The sequence below is a fragment of the Paenibacillus sp. DMB20 genome (assembly GCF_000987955.1).
In the GTDB taxonomy this organism is placed as follows: domain Bacteria; phylum Bacillota; class Bacilli; order Paenibacillales; family Paenibacillaceae; genus Paenibacillus_AQ.
In genome coordinates, this window is sequence record NZ_LAZU01000037.1 from 431,270 (window position 1) to 447,551 (window position 16,282).

Genomic DNA, 16,282 nt, shown 5'->3' on the forward strand with positions numbered 1-16,282 from the left:
CCATTCATTATGAGTGATTCATGTCATGACGCTGCTTGGCCTGCATGGCACTGCCGATGACGCCCGCGCCATCTCCCAGAGATGCCGTTCGGATCTCAAGATCCTGCCTGAAATCGGGCAGCAGCCTTGTGAACAGAATCCGGCGCAGCGGCGCCAATAGCCTTTCCCCGGCCAAGGCTCCGCCTCCGCCCAGAACGATCACCTGCGGGCTCAAAATATGGACGGCAGGCACAAGCGCTTTCCCCAACAGTTCGCCCGCATGGTTCATGATTTCGGAAGCCAGGGAATCCCCGGCATCCACCGCTCTCGACAGATCGGCTGCCGACAACTGCGCGAGATCGTCTCCCGGAAACCATTGCGATAATATGGACGGCGCCCCCTCGCTTAAACGGCGCTTCGCTTCGCGGACCATACCCGAGGCGGAGGCCGATGCTTCCAAGCATCCTTCAAAGCCGCATCCGCACGGCGCCGTTTCGCCGTCCATCATGCCATGCCCGATTTCGCCGGCCAGGTTGCGGTAGCCGTAATGAAGCTGCCCCCGGCTCACCATGGCCGAGGCAATCCCGGTACCCACCGTCAGGCCCAAAACATAATCGACGCCGCGCCCCGCGCCAAACATCGCTTCTCCGTAAACGTACATCCGCACGTCATTGTCGATATAAACCGGCAAGGAAGTACGCTTGGACAGTTCCGCGCTTAAGGGTACATCCCGCCAATTCAGGTTGGCGGAGTACACCGAGCTTCCCGTCCATGGATCCGCCAATCCCGGTATGCCGACGCCCATGCCGGCCACCCGGCCGGCAAGTCCTGCGCCTTCCGTCAGTTCCAGAGCCATTTGTGCCATTTTGTCCAACACGGCAGAGGTGCCGAGATGTGCCTCGGTAGGCTTTTTCAGCGAATTCAGCACCTCGCCCTTCTCGTTCACGATGCCGCAGACGATGTTGGTTCCCCCAACATCCATGCCGATCCAGAAACTCATCGTTTCTCCCCCTAAGGATTTTCGTTTTCGGCTATATACAGAGAGGTTCCCGCTTCCTTCAGTGCCCCCGACAAAACCTCGGGCGGCTGTTCATCCGTAATGCATCCGTGCAGATCCTCCAAAAGGGCTACCGTAAACAGGGAAGCCCGGCCGATCTTCGTATGATCGAAGACCGCGATCGTCTTATCCGCGCGCCGCATCAGCATTCGGGCAATATTCGCTTCAAGCTCCGAATAAGTGCTCACCCCCGCGGCCGTAAAGCCGTCAATGCCCATAAACATCGTGTTGATGTTGACGGCATTGACGGTCTGCTCCGCCAGCGGCCCGCAAAGCTCGAAGCTCTTGTTTCGCAGCACTCCGCCCGTCAGCACCACCTGAAGGTCGCTGTTCTCCGACAGCTCCATCGCAATATTAACGGCGTTGGTCACGACCGTAATATTCTTTCTGTGCTTTAACTGCTGGGAAATCAGGAACGTCGTCGTTCCTCCGGTCAGCCCGATCACATCCCCTTCTTGAACCAAAGAGGCGGCCTTCCGGGCGATATTCATTTTTTCCATATACAAAACCTGCTGCTTCTCGGCAAAAGGAACCTCGTAAACCGAAGCCGGCTTCACGTACATCGCTCCGCCGCCGACGCGCCGGATGACGCTTCCGCTCTGCTCCAGCTCCTCCAAATCCCTCCTGGCCGTAGCTTCCGAGCAGTTGAATGCCGTCATCAGCTCTTGAAGTGACATTTCGCCCTTAACCGCCAGCGCACTAAGGATCCGGTTTTGCCGTTCCGCTTTCATTCCAATACGTGCCATATCTTTCATATCCTCCTCGCTGGTCATTACCGAAGCGCCGCTTCAAGATGCTGCTTTGGGACATTCACGTTGCCGTTTTCGTTCTTCAGATTTTAACCACCTGAGTCAGGTTCCGCGGTTCATCGGGGTCGACCCCTCTGTTCACGGCTGTCCAAAAGCCCACATATTGAAGCAGCGGCAAATACATAACGGCGCGAGCCTCGTCGCTTACCTCCGCTCCCCCGATTTCAAACACGGCGTCCGCAAAAGCGGTATCCTCGCCCTTGCGGGCCGTCAGCACAAGCACATAAGCGCCGTATGCTTTCATCTCTTCCGCCACTTTCAGCTCATATGGCCTTGCCGTCTCCGACAGCAGCAATACAACGAGCGATCCGGGCTCGATAATGGATTTGGGACCGTGCCTGAATTCCAGGGTGCCGTAGCTTTCAGTCCAAGTATAAGACATTTCCTTCAGTTTGAGGCAAGCCTCTTGCGCAATCCCGAAGTAACTTCCCATGCCCAGGTAAATGGTTTTATTGAAATGGTTGTTATCGATCAGCTGTTTGGCAAAATCGTCGGCCTGCGTTATTTTGGCGCCGGACTGCTCCATTACGGCTTTCATCTCGCCCGTGTAACGTTCTCCCGCAGCCAATGCGATGGCGGCCTGCATCATATACGTCATGCTGACAAAGGACTTCGTCATTACGGTGCTCTTCTCTTTGCCATACGGAGATACAAGACATTCCGTGCGCTGAGCCATGCCGCTGTCCTCATAACAAGTGATGCCGCATGTATCCCATTCTTCCAGCCCTTTGACCGAATCGATGGCCAGAATTACCTCGGTGGATTCCCCGGAACGGGAGACCCCGACAAGAAGCTTCTTCCTGCCTATGGCGGCGGACTGATCCCGGAACAAAAAGATTTCCGAAGAAGGAAATGCGCTTGCGGGCCGGCCGAGCCAATATCGGAAGGTCGCGGCCATCGTTTGAGCCTGGTAATAGGATGAACCCGAGCCTATGAATACAACCTCGTCATAAACGCCGTTGCCGATATATTTCTGCACCCAATCCTGCTGCTTGGATAACTGCTCCCAAGCGGCAGCGATGGCATCCCCCTGCTGGGCAATCTCCGGGTATGTCAACTGTCCCTTTATCATTAAAGAAGTCTCCCCCTCATCATTATTTGTTCTTTCCGTAGGCCGATCAGCCGCTCAGCCGTGAACCGGCACGTCGTTCTGCACGGCAGGACGATGCCGGCCTTGATCGACTTGAACGACCTTTCCGCCAGCACGAATGGACTCCGTTGCTGCGCAACCCACCGCCACGCTCATGCGCCCCGCAAAAGGCGTCGTCAGCGGCATTTTATCGAACAGAACAAGGTTGATGAAATCCTGGCAAATCCGCGGATCGGCTCCGCCGTGGGTACCCGGCATTTGTTTCATTTCATAGACCCTATCGCTCATCTCGTGCCAGGAGCCGGACTTTCTGGTTTTTACATAAATCTTGTCGTTCACGTCGTCATTCTCAAGCCGGCCCTTGGTGCCGATAAAGGTATAATTGCGGGAATAATCGGGACTGAAATGGCACTGCAGGTACGATGCCTTGATGCCGCCTTCAAGCTGCATGATGACCATGCTGTTATCTTCCACATCGATTTCTTCGCGGAAGGCGCATTGAGTCATCCGTTCAAAGCTTGCTTCCGGACAAGTGTTCTGCAGCTCGCATTCCGGACAGTGGAGATCGTTCGGCATATCCCCGCCGTAATAATCCAGGCTGCCGAAAGCGGATACCTTCTCCGCGTAACGGCCTGTAAGCCAGTGAATGATATCGATGTCATGCGACGCTTTCTGCAGAAGCAGCGAGGTCGTATTGTCTCTCGTGCCATGCCAGTCATGATAGTAATAATATCCGCCGAGTCCTACGAAATGCCTTACCCAAACGGCCTTGACCTCGCCGATCACGCCCGAGTCGATGATTTCCTTCATCGTCTGGTACATGGCCATGTAACGCATATTAAAACCGATCATCAGGTGTTTGCCCGATTGTTTCCATTCATCCAGAATGCGGTCGCATCCTTCCGGCGTTATCGCCAGCGGTTTTTCGCAATAAACGTGCTTGCCTGCACGGAAAGCGGCAATGGCGTGCTCCTCATGAAGATGATCCGGCGTAAGAATCGCAACCGCGTCAATGTCTTCTCTGGCGAGAAGCTCCCGGTAATCCGTCGTGGCAAACGCCTCCGGATTCACCCTCTGTTTGAAGTCTGTAAGGGCTTCCATCGAAATGTCCGCCACGCCCGTTACCACGGAATTTCCGCCAGGCTGATGCCAGTATTCCGCAATCATGCTCCGGTTGCCGGCACCGATTACGCCCATCCTAACCTGTTTCATTTTCCATCACCTCATTTTGAGTATTCGTAATCATGAACTTGATGTATGATGACAGTTTAAATCATTATTATGATTTTTTCAATCGTATTATTGACGTTTTATATCATATATTTTGAAATTTTTTGTGAATGCAAAAAAAAGCCCGGCCATCCGGCCGGACTTTTCGCTATCCATCTTAGTTTATAGCAGGTTTCATTTCATTTTATGCGGTTTGAACGGGGTTAAGCCTTTACTCCCAGGGTAACGATCTCATACGGCTTCACCGTGAGGGTGAACTCGCCTTCCTCGTTGAAGCGCTCGGAAGTCCCCTCCTCTTCCAGGATCGTCGTTTTGTAGGCCTGGGCATTCGGAAGGCTCGTCTGCAAGGACAGCTCCGTGGACGAAGCTCCCATGTTGAACCATCGCAGCATCAAATCGCCCGATTTATGGCTCACTTTCAGCGACGAGAACGCAAGCTCCGGATGATTCCAACCGAACATCGATTGCGCAGGCGCGATCGAGCCTTGATGAATGCCGGTCTGGCATACCGTCCACGGCACCTGGAACTGGTAAGCTTCCGCATAAGCGCCGGAGGTCATGCCGTTGCCGTCATGCGGAATGACTTCCATAAACACGGTATGCTCGCCAAGGCACTGCGCTTCCGGCGTCGGGAAATAGCCCCAGTCGCCGAGCTCGCCCACGGCGCGCAGCATCGTTACCGCTATCGTGTTGCGTCCGTCGCGCAGCACTTCGTATTCGTTAAGCCCAAGATTGGCGACCGTCAAGCCTGCACCCTCGGCGCTTACATCCACAAAAGCCTGCTGGTGGGCGGTATTGCTAGGGTTCTCCCACTCTTTCGCCGGAACGTTGTTCCGCTCCACGATTTCAAACATGGAGTCGGCGCGGTGAACCGCCGTGTCCAGATCCGTCGGGAACAACGCCCGGAGGCGGTGATCCTTAGCCCGGTTGTTGAAGGTTGCCGTAAGCTTCACGCCTTTGCCTTCGCGGTCAAGGGAGATCAGCGTGCGGATCGAAAGGGTGACCGTTTCCTCGGAACGCTGCGCTTTGCGGTTCGGATAGTAGATCAGCTCATGCTGCTCCTCATCCAGCTTGCTGCCTGCGGACGCCGGAATTTCCCACTCGTGGAGCACTTCGACCGCTGCTCGGTAAGGCGTATCTTCCACGACGGAAATTTTGGCTTCCAGACCTTTCGTGGTGAGGGTTGTCTCGCCCTCCGGCTGCTTGTACATGTACTCATTGCCGATATCGCCGGTATTTTCATACACGCCAAGGTCGCGGTAGACCTTCCCGTTTTTCTTGTCGGTGAGCGTAAACGAACCGTCGGAAGCCAGCTGAACCTTCAGGTTTCCGTTCTCCAAGATCCGATTTCCGTCAAGCAGCGAGCCAGCCGTCTTCGGCAAGGCATCCGACTTCACCAGGGCAAACGTTTGGAGACCCAGGGCCTCAATGTCCTTCGCTTCAAAGGTAACCTTCACTCTCCGGCACATGTACGGCTGGCGGAACCGGTCATCCGGCAGATCGTACCCGAACTGCAGCCCCAAATCCTCCATCGTAAACGCTACGGCATTTCCTTCGGAATCGACCACGATTCGTTCGGAAATATCCGCTTCCTTCATCCGCCGGCTGGTTTCCTCAAGGGAATAGCCGTCGCGGAAATACAGGCGCTCCGCGTCCAACTCCACGGTTACCGTGCCGCTGCGATTCCAGCCCGTCGTATTGAACACGACGAACGGTACGGCGCTCTCGCCAAAGCGGGCAAAAGCGGATGTGTCTACCGCTTCGGCAATCGCCTTTTTGCTGTCTTCCACGATGTTTTCGGCAACATGGCGGCTCTTATCGAACCGGGTCACCATCTCGCGGTGCACCTCGTCCACGCTGCAGCCGCAAATGCTGTCATGCGGGTGGTTCTGCATCAGCGTTTTCCAAGCGTATGTGAACAGGTGATGCGGGTATTCCTTCCCGACCAGGCTGGCCAGCGAAGCCAGAGGCTCGGCCACTTTTTCCAGCAGGCTCTGCCCGGTCTGGTTCATCTGTTTCAGGTATACGCGCGCGGAAGCCGTATTAACGAGAGTTCCCCATCCGTCCGTCCGCTGGCTGCGAAGCTCGCCCTGCACCTTGGACAGGTCCTGCTTCATGCTTTTTTTCAGATCGTCCAAATAGTCCGTAAAGGTCGAGTGCACGAATTCGGTGTCCGGATAGAGCTTTTTCGCGGTCCGGATCGCTTCCGGCAGATCGCGCTGAATCGGCTGATGGTCGCAGCCGTTCATGTAGAGCAGTTCCCCGGTGGAAGCGTATTTCTCGGCGTCGGCCAGCTTTCTTTCCCAGTAAGCTTTCGCCTCTTCCTCGCCGGCCGGTACTTCGTTGCCGTTACTGTACCAGTTCGCAAACAGGATGCCGAGCACTTTTGAGCCGTCCGGTCCTTCCCACGTCAGCTCCGAGAAGGAGGACTCGAAGTCGCCATCCGAGACGGTGTTGTTAAAACCCGTCGCTTGACGCCGCGCCCGAAGAACGCATTGTCGATCCCGGATTGGACCATAAGCTGCGGCGTTTGGCCCGCCAAGCCGAAGGTATCGGGGAAATAGCCGATTTTCGATACCGTTCCGTATTTCTCGGCGTCCTGATGGCCGATCTGCATGTTGCGCACGTTCGCTTCGCTGCTGGTCAGGAACGCGTCCTGCAAAATATACCAAGGGCCGATGCGGATCCGGCCTTCATGGATGAGCGCGTCAAGCTGCTCCTTTTTCTCCGGACGAACCTGCAAGTAATCTTCCAGGATGATCGTCTGTCCGTCGAGGAAAAAGTATTTGTATTCCGGTTCCTTTTCCATCGTTTCAAGCAATGTATCCATCAGCTCGATCAGCCGGACATGGTGCTTCTCATACGGCAAATACCATTCCCGGTCCCAGTGCGTGTGGGAAATGATATGCGCCTTTCTTTGCTTGCCCATTGCCTTAACCTCCTGCTGTATAAAAAAAATTGATGGGCAAGACGGCCGCGTGAAACGGACGCTCAAACCGACCGTTTCACGCGAATGCCTGCCCTAATGGCAGTTCTCGGATTTTAACGACAACGCTTTGTCTTACAGAGGATACTCCTCCATGTACTTAAGCAGCTCATCTACCGTCGTGAACGCGAGTCCCGTCACCGTATCGGCACAGCCGTAGTAAATGGCGATCCGGCCGGTATCGGCATCCGTCAATGCCGCGCATGGGAAAGTAACGTTCGGCACGTCGCCCGTTAATTCATACGGCATTTCCGGTCCCAAAATATAGTTGCGGGAACGGGCTTTCACCTTCCACGGCTCGTCGATGTCCAGCAGGGCGACGCCCATGCGGTATACGAACCCGTTGCAGGTATTGATGACGCCATGATAAATCAGCAGCCAGCCTTGGTCGGTTTCGATCGGCACAGGTCCCGGTCCGATTTTTTTTGGACTGCCAAGCCGAAGCGTCCCCGCCGATTGTTCCCATCACGTAACGGTGCTTGCCCCAGAAGGTAAGGTCAGGGCTTACGCTGTAGAAAATATCCCCGAACGGCGTGTGGCCCGTATCGCTCGGACGGCTGACCATGGCGTAATAATCCCCGATTTTGCGCGGGAACAGCACACCGTTGCGGTTATAAGGCAGAAACGCGTTCTCCAGCTGGTGGAACGTTTTGAAATCGGTCGTATAGGCAATCCCGATGGTTGGGCCATGATAGCCGTTGCACCAGGTGATGTAATAACGGTCCCCGATTTTGCAGACCCGCGGATCATAGCGGTATTCCCGTTTGGTGATTTCCTCGTCGCCTTCGAACACGATCGGATCGTGATTGATGTTCCAGTTCACGCCGTCGTCGCTGAAACCGGCGAAAATATCCATGCTGACGGATCTGGAGTCGCAGCGGAACACGCCGGCGAATCCGCCTTCAAACGGTACGACGGCGGAGTTGAATACGCTGTTGGAATTCGGGATGGCGTGGCGCTCGATGATCGGGTTGGCGGAATAGCGCCAAACCGGCATATTGTAGCCTTCCGGCTTGTCCTGCCAAGGAATGTTTTTCAGGGATTCGCCAATAATTCTGGTCATTGTCATGTCTCCTTTTTTATAAGAACGTTTATCGTGTATACGCTAAAGATGCAGCGAAAAACTTACAGAATGCCTTCTTTCATGGCCCGGTAAACGAGCTGCGAGAAAAGGCTGTTCGACCAGGCGAACCATTTCCGCGTGAAGATGGCCGGGTCATCGACATGGAAACCTTCATGCATATAACCGGTATCCGCATCCGTCGCTTCCAGCATCGCGATCATTTCCAGCTTCTCTTCTTTGGTTTGCGCCGTAATGCCCTGCATCGACAAGGCCATATGCCAAACGTAATCCTTCGGCGTGTGCGGACTGCCGATGCCTTTGGCCGCTTTGCCTTCAAAGTAGAACGGATTTTCCTTGCTTAGCGCAAACCGTCTCGTATTTTGATAAATCGGGTCATCCGCGCTCACGTAACCGAGATACGGAATGGACATCAGCCCTGGCGTTCCCGCATCGTCCATCAGGCAGTAATTGCCGAAGCCGTCGGTCTCATAAGCGTAAATCGGACCGAATTCCGGATGGCGGTATATGCCGTACAGCTTAATGCCGTGATCGACCTCGAATTCCAGCTCTTTCAGCTCGGCCAGGAAGTCAAGATCGCGGAATACCCACTCGGCAAACTCCTGCATTTGGCGAAGCGCCACGACGGCGAACATGTTGCCCGGAATGTTGTAATGGAAGTCGCATGCATCGTCGCTGGAGCGGAAGCCCGACCAGATCATCCCGGTGTAATTGACCGGCATGCCGAGACCGCCGTTGCGCAGCGAGTCTTCGGGAATCCCATTGTTGCGCGTAAAGCGGTAAGGCGATTGCTCGAAGTGATGCTGCTCGGTTTTGAATAGCTCGTAAATGCGCCGCATCGCCGATTTGAAGCCGGCATCGAAAATGTCGGTCTGCTCGGTTTCTTTCCAGTACATATACGCCAGACGGATAACGAAGCACAACGAATCGATTTCGAACTTGCGCTCCCATACCCATGGGGACATCTCCGTCACGTCCGTCGTATTCCAGTGCCAGTCATTGGCCGATTCATTAAACGCGTTGGCGTACGGATCGATATGAATGTATTGAATATGTCGTTTGATCAAGCCGCTAATGATCCGCTGCAGGTCGGCATCATGTTTGGCAAGCGGTACGTAATGAATCACCTGCTCCACCGAATCCCGCAGCCAGGAGGCCGGAATGTCGCCGGTAATGACGAAGGTCGTGCCGTCATCCATCAGCTTTGTCGTCGTTTCCAGCGTGTTCGGAAAACAGTTCTTGAACAGCTGCAGCAATTTGGGGCGGTGGGCAAGCTTCGTTTCGGCTTCGGCCAGCACGTCCTTCACGGCCTTCGGAAGCTCTAGCTTCGGCATCGGTATTTTAGGGAGTCTAAATTGTTCCATATGATCGGTCGCTCCTTTAGCTGTACAGTTATAGAGTAGTTATGAAAATGCGGATGACCCAGATAACGGGATGGCGGACAACCCGCGGGTTGCGGGCCGCCCTCGCTGCGCACTTTAGCTAATGATTTTCAACGTTTTGATCTCATAAGGGGCAAAATGCAACTCGATCCGGCCCGCCTTGGCATTCACCGGCTCCAGCTCCTGCTCCAAGGCATTGGACAGGAACGTTTGGCTGCATGGCCCGCCCCAGTTCAGCTCCACGCGTTCCCGGCCGCCGGAGGATTCATAGAGGCGCACAATCACGCCGCTGCCGTCTTCAGCCGGTTTAACCGTATCGAGCATCACATGCTCGCCCGTGAAGCCGATCAGCGAATGCACCGGAGGCAGCGAGCCTTGGCGGGCTTCCGTCCTGATCACCGCGGGATCATGGTTCAGCTCCGCCGCCGCGCGTACCGTATGCGCCGACGGCCAATTTCCGGCATGCGGATACAGCGAATACGTAAATTCGTGCTCGCCCAGGTCGGCGGTTGCGTCCGGCCATTTCGGCGCTCTAAGCAGCGACAGCCGGATCGTGCTGCCCTGAACGTCGTAGCCGTACTTGCAGTCATTCAGGAGGCTGACGCCGTAGCCGCGTTCCGAAACGTCCGCAAAACGGTGCCCGCATACTTCATATTGCGCCTGCTCCCAGCTCGTGTTGCGGTGCGTCGGACGCTCAATGGCCCCGAACGGTATTTCATACGTGGCTTTCTCGGTTACGACGTCCACGGGGAATCCGACCTTCAGCAGCTTGTGGGATTCGTTCCAGCGGACTGACGTTTTAAAGTCGATCCTGCGGTCCAGGTGGTACAGAATCAGGTCCTGCGTAATTTCGGACTGACTGAGCCGCCAGCGGAAACGAAGCACGTCCATCACCTTGCCGGCCAAAATGACCTGTTTCTCGAGCAGTTCGGCTTCTCCGGCAGGCTGCTCCTCATAACGCGTATCGATATCCCACGCATCCCAAAGCACCGGACGGTCATGGAAGAAATGGAATCGATTCGCGCGTTCCCCCGGCTTCACCACTTCACGGCCGTTCTCTTTATCGAACAGGCTGACGATTTCGCCGCGATGATTGAAACGAATCTTGTAATACGCCGTTTCCCATTCATCGCCCAAGGCTCGAACCGGCTCGGAGGACGGACCGGCGTCCGGAACGGTACGGATCCAAATCGTCTTATACCCGAATGCCGGAACGTTAGGCACCCGGACCGTCAAAACCGTCTCCCCTGCCGTTTCGCCTTGGCCGACATCACAGGACAAGAGGCTGCCGTCCGCGTCATGCGCCGCCCATCGTCCCTCGCCTGGTTTCTTCGGTATGCGGATGACGGCGTCCCTTGCCCAGCCGAGGCTGTTGAAGACGAGGTAAGGCTCGCCTTCCCCTTGCGTAAGGATGCGGGAAGCCAGCGCTTTCAGGCCGATGCCAAGCGAGGCGGAACCTTTTGCAAAAACCTCGCCGTACTCTTTCTCCGAGGTCACGTACGATTCGGTTATGGCCGATCCCGGGATAATGTCGTGGAACTGATTCAGCAAAATCAGCTTCCAGCCGTCATGCAACCCTTCGCGGACTTCGCGCTGCGCTGCTTCGGACATGCCCGGAGCCGCCAGCGTGTTCCAAACCTCTGCTTCGCGGTACAAGATTTCCGCTTTCCGGTTATGGCGCTTGTTGCGGCCGTGCGTCGTGTACGTGCCGCGATGCAGCTCCAGATAAAGGTCCCCCCTCCATTCAGGAAGCTTCGGGCTCCGCTCCCGGATCCCCTCGAAGAAATCCGCAGCCGTACTGTAGCGGCTGGCCGGCTGGCCCACCATGAGCCCGGAACGGTCGATGTATTCCAGCATTTCGCGGGTTACCCCGCCGCCTCCGTCGCCATGGCCGTACAGCAGCATTTGCTCGTTATGAACATCCTTTTGCCGGTAGGACTGCCAATGCTCGGACACATCCTTCGGTAGCGTATTTTCATTCACTCCATGGTTAAGGTAAGACAATATCGGCGTGCCGTCAATGCCGATCCAGTGAAATAAATCGTAAGGAAACACATTGGTATCGTTCCAGCCCAGCTTCGTCGTCATGAAATAACGGATTCCGCCATGTTTCAAAATTTGCGGCAGGGAAGCGCAATAGCCGAATGTATCGGGCAGCCACTCGATATCCGAGGTTTTCCCGAACTCTTCCTTATAGAAGCGCTGACCGTACAGCATCTGACGCATGAGCGATTCTCCGCTCGGGATGTTCAGATCGGGCTCCACCCACATCCCGCCGACCAGCTCCCAACGTCCCTCCGCTATTCTTTGCTTCACGCGTTCGAATAGCTCGGGGTCGTTATCCTTGAGAAACTGAAACAGCAGGGGTTGGCTTTGCGCGTATTTGTAGTCGGGGTATTCGTTCATCAAAGCATCCACCGTCGAGAAGGTCCGGCTGGTTTTGCGAACCGTCTCGCGAACCGGCCACAGCCAGGCGATGTCGATATGCGATTGCCCCACCATATGCTCCGTGCCTTCCGCGTTTCCGCCGATCTCCTTGATCTCGCGGACCAGTTCCTGCTCCAGACGCGTGACGGCCGTTCCCAGGCGAATCGCCTGCTCATCCAGCGAAACGAATCGGTCCATCGCCCGGTAAAGCGCCTCCATAAGCCGTACGCGGCGGAAGTCTTGCTCGGGAAGCAGGATCAAGGAATCGCGTATGATCACAACCGTGTACATCAGGCTTTCGACAGGACGATTAACGCGGACGAGCATGCTCCGGACCGCCGTAATCGGCGGCTGGATCACCGCCTGCCGGTTTAACGGGTCAACCGGTTCGGGCACCGGGTCGAAGAGCTCGATTTCAAGCTCCATCTTCGTTCCCGTAATTTCGGGATCCAAGGTGACGAATTTGTGGTTCCGGTCGAGGCCTTGATAAGAACGGCCGTTTATCCGCAGCAGCCCTTCTCCTCCCGATTCGAACCATAACCCGATCCGGTCATCCAGCCATCCGGCGGGAAACTCAAGGGTTTTTCGGAAAAAATACGTCGTACCCTGCCGGCTCGGAAACCGGTCCAACTCTTTGCCCTCGGGATAGGGCGCCGTATCCTCATACTGTCCCGGGAGCTTGTAGGTGCTGCGGGTGATGTCCCAATCCCGCAGCCCTAACTGTTCCAACCATTGGCGGTCGGACAGTTCCCGGATGAATCGCCTAATTCTCTCCATGTGCGTCAATCCTCCCGTACCGTTAAATCGGCGCTGAGCGTGTCGTTAACGTGTCTTCCGGCCATAATCCGGAACAGGCCGGGCTCTACGACAGGTTTATAATCTTTTCCGATATACTGCAATTCTTCCTTGCCGACGGTGAATTCCACCTTCCGGGTTTCGCCCGGCTTCAGGCTGATCTTTTGGAAACCTTTCAGCTCTTTCGCCGGTCTCGTATATCGGCTGGCCACGTCCGAAATGTACAGCTGGACGACTTCGTCCCCGGAACGCTGCCCGGTATTGGTTACGTTAACCGTGACGGTTGCCTGTTGATCCGCCCCGATCACCTCGGGCAAGACCTTCAGGTCGCTGTAGCTGAATTCGGTATAACTTAGACCGAAGCCGAACGGATAGCGAGGTTGGGAATCCTCTTCAAGATACCGCTTGCCGCGTGAACGTTTTCCGTTATAGTACACGGGAAGCTGTCCGACATGCTTCGGAATGGAAATGGTCAGGCGGCCGGACGGATTCACGTCGCCGAACAGGATATCCGCAATGGCATGTCCGCCTTCCTGACCCGGATACCAAGCCTCCAGAATCGCCGATGCGTTCTCGTCAATCCAAGGTTCGGCAATCGGACGCCCGTTCATGTATACCACGATAAGCCGCTTCCCAAGCTTGCGGATCTCTTGGGCAAGCTCAAGCTGGACGCCCGACAGCTGAAGGGTCATGCGGTCAATGCCTTCCCCGCAGTCCATATCGCTCAATGCGTTATCCGTAACCTTGGATGCCCCGGTTCTAAGGTCTATCGTTCCTTCCCCGAAATCGCGGGCGCTGGAACCGCCAAGCACCATCACGACCGTATCCGCCTGCTCTGCGCAGGACAGCGCCAACTCAAAACCTTCTTTGGAGTCATCCTTGATCCGGCATCCCGGCGCGTACAGCACACGCTGCGGCTCATCCTTCAGTTTGTGGCGGATTCCCTTCAAAACGGTAACGACGCGTTCCGGGGGCTGCGGCGAAGTGTAATCGCCCAACTGATTATAGCCATGGTCCGCATTCGGTCCGATCACGGCAATGGTGCCGGCGGACTCTTTGGATAACGGGAGCATTCCCTCCTCGTTTTTCAAAAGAACAATGCCCTCAGCGGCAAGCTGACGGGCTAGAGCTATATGTTCGCCGCTCCCTATGACTTTCCCTGCAAGCTCGGGATCGACATAAGGCTTGTCGAATAATCCGAGTTTGAATTTCAAGCTCAGCACCCGGCGGGCTGCCCGGTCGAGAACCTCGGTCTCAAGCTTCCCGAGCCGTACGGCCTCCAGCAGATACTTGGCAAACATCTCGCCGGACATCTCCATATCAATGCCGGCACGGATCGCCTGAACGGCCGCATCCATCCCGTCTTCCGCCGTATCATGTCCGGATGCCAGCATATTGATGGCCCCGCAGTCCGTGATGACCATCCCGTCAAAGCCCCATTCCTTGCGGAGAATATCGTCAAGCAGCTCGGAATTGACCGTGCAAGGCACGCCGTCGATTTCGTTGTATGCGGGCATGATGGATTGCGCTCCGGCTTCCACCGCTTTCCGGAACGGCAGAAGATCGACCTCCAGCAGCTCGCGGAGTCCCATATGCACTGGGCCGGCATTTCGGCCGCCTTCCGAGCTTCCGTAGCCGACGAAATGCTTTAAAGTCGCGACCACGCTGTCGCTCCCGTTCAGCGACTCTCCTTGCAGCCCCTCGACCGAGGCTACGGCCAGCTTGCTGATCAGGTAAGGATCTTCTCCGAAGCATTCCTCGGTCCGTCCCCATCGGGGATCCCTGACGACGTCCAGCACCGGCGAATAAGTGGCGGCGCCGCCTTGGCTGCGCGTCTCCAGCGCGACGGCTTTGCACATCTCCTTGTACAAATCCACATTCCATGTGCTGCCGATCGAGATCGGCACCGGGAACACCGTGCCGCCGATCGCCATATGCCCATGCGAGCATTCTTCACCGATCAGCACCGGAATCCCGAGCCGGGAGTGCTCGATCGCGTATTTTTGGATCTCGTTGACCGTGCGGGCCCCCTCCTCGGGCGAGAGGCCGGTTTCCAGGGTGACGCCGGTCCATGGATCCGCCCGCAGCACGCCGTACAGCGAACCGACGCCGCCATTTTCAACTTGATGCTTAAAGTCTTCGGCCAGATGAACCTGACCATCCTTGTACTCGTAGGTTTTCCAGCCGAACGGCTGAATCAGCTGTCCGATCTTCTCTTCCAGCGTCATCAGACTTAAAAGATGCTCCACCCGTTCCGTAACCGATTTGCTCGGATCCTTATAGCTCACTTTATCGCATCCTCCGATCGTTACATAAAATACGCATTCAACCTAATCGGGTTTTCAGCACCATGAAGGTTGGCGAGCCGGGACCTGACGAGCGGTGCCCGGACAAAACCTTCGCGAATGCTTCAGATGCTTCCGCATGAAACATCATAGCCGATTTCATAGAGTCGATGTCGATTCGATTCCTGTCGTCTTTCGTTCAAAACCCGACTTATTCTTTCACCGCACCGATGGTCAGGCCTTGGATAAAGTAACGCTGGAAGAACGGGTAGGCCAGAATGATCGGTCCCGTCGCCAGCACGACCATGGCCATGCGGGACGTATCCTGCGGCAGGGATTGAAGCGCGCTCATGCTGAGCGAAGAGTTCTGCGCGTTTTGCAAAATAAATTGGAAGCTCGTCTCGATCCGCATCAGCATGGACTGGAGAGGAACAAGGTTGGGATCCTCGATATACAGCAGCGCATTAAACCAGTCGTTCCAGTAACCCAAGGTACTGAACAAACCGATGGTAGCCAGGCCCGGAAGGGATAGCGGCAGCACCAGTTTATAAAAGATTTTGAATTCGCTCGCGCCGTCGATCTTGCCCGACTCGATGATCGCATCCGGCACGCTTGTTTTATAAAACGTACGAAGGATCATAATGTAGAACGCATTCATCGCAAGCGGCCAAATGAGCGCCCAGATGGAATCTTTCAGCCCGAGCAGCTGGGTAGCCACGATATAAGTCGGCACCAATCCGCCGTTGAAGAGCATCGTAAAGAAAGCGAAGAACGAAAAGAAATTGCGGTATTTGAAACTTTTTCTTGAAATGGCGTAGGCATACAGCGAGATGACGACCAAGCTGATGATGGTCCCGACCACGGTTACGAAGATAGTAACCCCATAAGAGCGGAGAAGCATTTCCCCGGTTTCACCGAATACGTATTTATAAGCCTCAAGGCTCCATTTTTCCGGAATGATGCGATAGCCGTTCGTTGCCAAGGTTTTTTCATCCGTGAAAGAAATGATCATGACAAACAGGAACGGAAAAACGCAGATAAAAGACAATAACCCGGCAATCAGATTGGCCACGATATTCCAGCCCGTCGAGAGCCGATGAAAATCTTTCGATTTGGTTTTGCTATTAGTCACGGCACGTACCCCCTTTGAAGTTATTCACG

The 16,282-nt window shown here is 55.4% G+C and carries 8 protein-coding genes and 2 pseudogenes; all 10 read right to left on the minus strand.

Features of this window, described 5'->3' with window-relative positions:
• Positions 1 to 7: 7 nt before the first annotated feature.
• Entirely contained in the window at positions 8 to 979 is a 972-nt protein-coding gene (locus tag XI25_RS22695; RefSeq protein WP_046680344.1) for an ROK family protein, read from the minus strand.
• Between the two features lie 11 nt (positions 980 to 990).
• On the minus strand, positions 991 to 1,782 hold the full coding sequence (locus XI25_RS22700; protein ID WP_046680457.1) for a DeoR/GlpR family DNA-binding transcription regulator: 792 nt from the start codon (positions 1,780 to 1,782) through the stop codon (positions 991 to 993).
• An 85-nt stretch (positions 1,783 to 1,867) separates the two neighbouring features.
• The gene (locus XI25_RS22705) at positions 1,868 to 2,917 is read right to left on the minus strand and encodes an SIS domain-containing protein (RefSeq protein ID WP_046680345.1); all 1,050 of its coding nucleotides are present in this window, start codon (positions 2,915 to 2,917) and stop codon (positions 1,868 to 1,870) included.
• Between the two features lie 54 nt (positions 2,918 to 2,971).
• Entirely contained in the window at positions 2,972 to 4,147 is a 1,176-nt protein-coding gene (locus tag XI25_RS22710) for a Gfo/Idh/MocA family protein (protein WP_046680346.1), read from the minus strand.
• A gap of 221 nt (positions 4,148 to 4,368) precedes the next feature.
• Positions 4,369 to 7,094, minus strand: a pseudogene (locus tag XI25_RS22715) (alpha-mannosidase).
• A 132-nt stretch (positions 7,095 to 7,226) separates the two neighbouring features.
• Positions 7,227 to 8,214: pseudogene (locus tag XI25_RS22720) on the minus strand (glycoside hydrolase family 130 protein).
• A gap of 62 nt (positions 8,215 to 8,276) precedes the next feature.
• Positions 8,277 to 9,596, minus strand: a complete 1,320-nt coding sequence (locus XI25_RS22725) for a glycoside hydrolase family 125 protein (RefSeq protein WP_046680347.1) — start codon at positions 9,594 to 9,596, stop codon at positions 8,277 to 8,279.
• A 114-nt stretch (positions 9,597 to 9,710) separates the two neighbouring features.
• Positions 9,711 to 12,818 carry an alpha-mannosidase gene (locus tag XI25_RS22730; RefSeq protein WP_046680348.1) on the minus strand — a complete coding sequence of 1,036 codons (3,108 nt, stop codon included), beginning with the start codon at positions 12,816 to 12,818 and terminating at the stop codon, positions 9,711 to 9,713.
• Positions 12,819 to 12,823: 5 nt separating this feature from the next.
• A complete protein-coding gene (locus XI25_RS22735) occupies positions 12,824 to 15,124 on the minus strand; it encodes a glycoside hydrolase family 3 N-terminal domain-containing protein (RefSeq protein WP_046680349.1) in 2,301 nt (766 codons plus the stop codon).
• A gap of 208 nt (positions 15,125 to 15,332) precedes the next feature.
• Positions 15,333 to 16,253: a carbohydrate ABC transporter permease gene (locus tag XI25_RS22740; protein ID WP_046680350.1), complete on the minus strand. Its 921-nt coding sequence runs from the start codon at positions 16,251 to 16,253 to the stop codon at positions 15,333 to 15,335.
• Between the last annotated feature and the right edge of the window lie 29 nt (positions 16,254 to 16,282).

Bases quoted from the DNA above. Each gene is read 5' to 3' on its own strand.
- XI25_RS22710 (WP_046680346.1), bottom strand. From the start codon at position 4,147: ATGAAACAGGTTAGGATGGGCGTAATCGGTGCCGGCAACCGGAGCATG.
- XI25_RS22695 (WP_046680344.1), bottom strand. From the start codon at position 979: ATGAGTTTCTGGATCGGCATGGATGTTGGGGGAACCAACATCGTCTGC.
- XI25_RS22730 (WP_046680348.1), bottom strand. From the start codon at position 12,818: ATGGAGAGAATTAGGCGATTCATCCGGGAACTGTCCGACCGCCAATGG.
- XI25_RS22700 (WP_046680457.1), bottom strand. From the start codon at position 1,782: ATGGCACGTATTGGAATGAAAGCGGAACGGCAAAACCGGATCCTTAGT.
- XI25_RS22705 (WP_046680345.1), bottom strand. From the start codon at position 2,917: ATGATAAAGGGACAGTTGACATACCCGGAGATTGCCCAGCAGGGGGAT.
- XI25_RS22725 (WP_046680347.1), bottom strand. From the start codon at position 9,596: ATGGAACAATTTAGACTCCCTAAAATACCGATGCCGAAGCTAGAGCTT.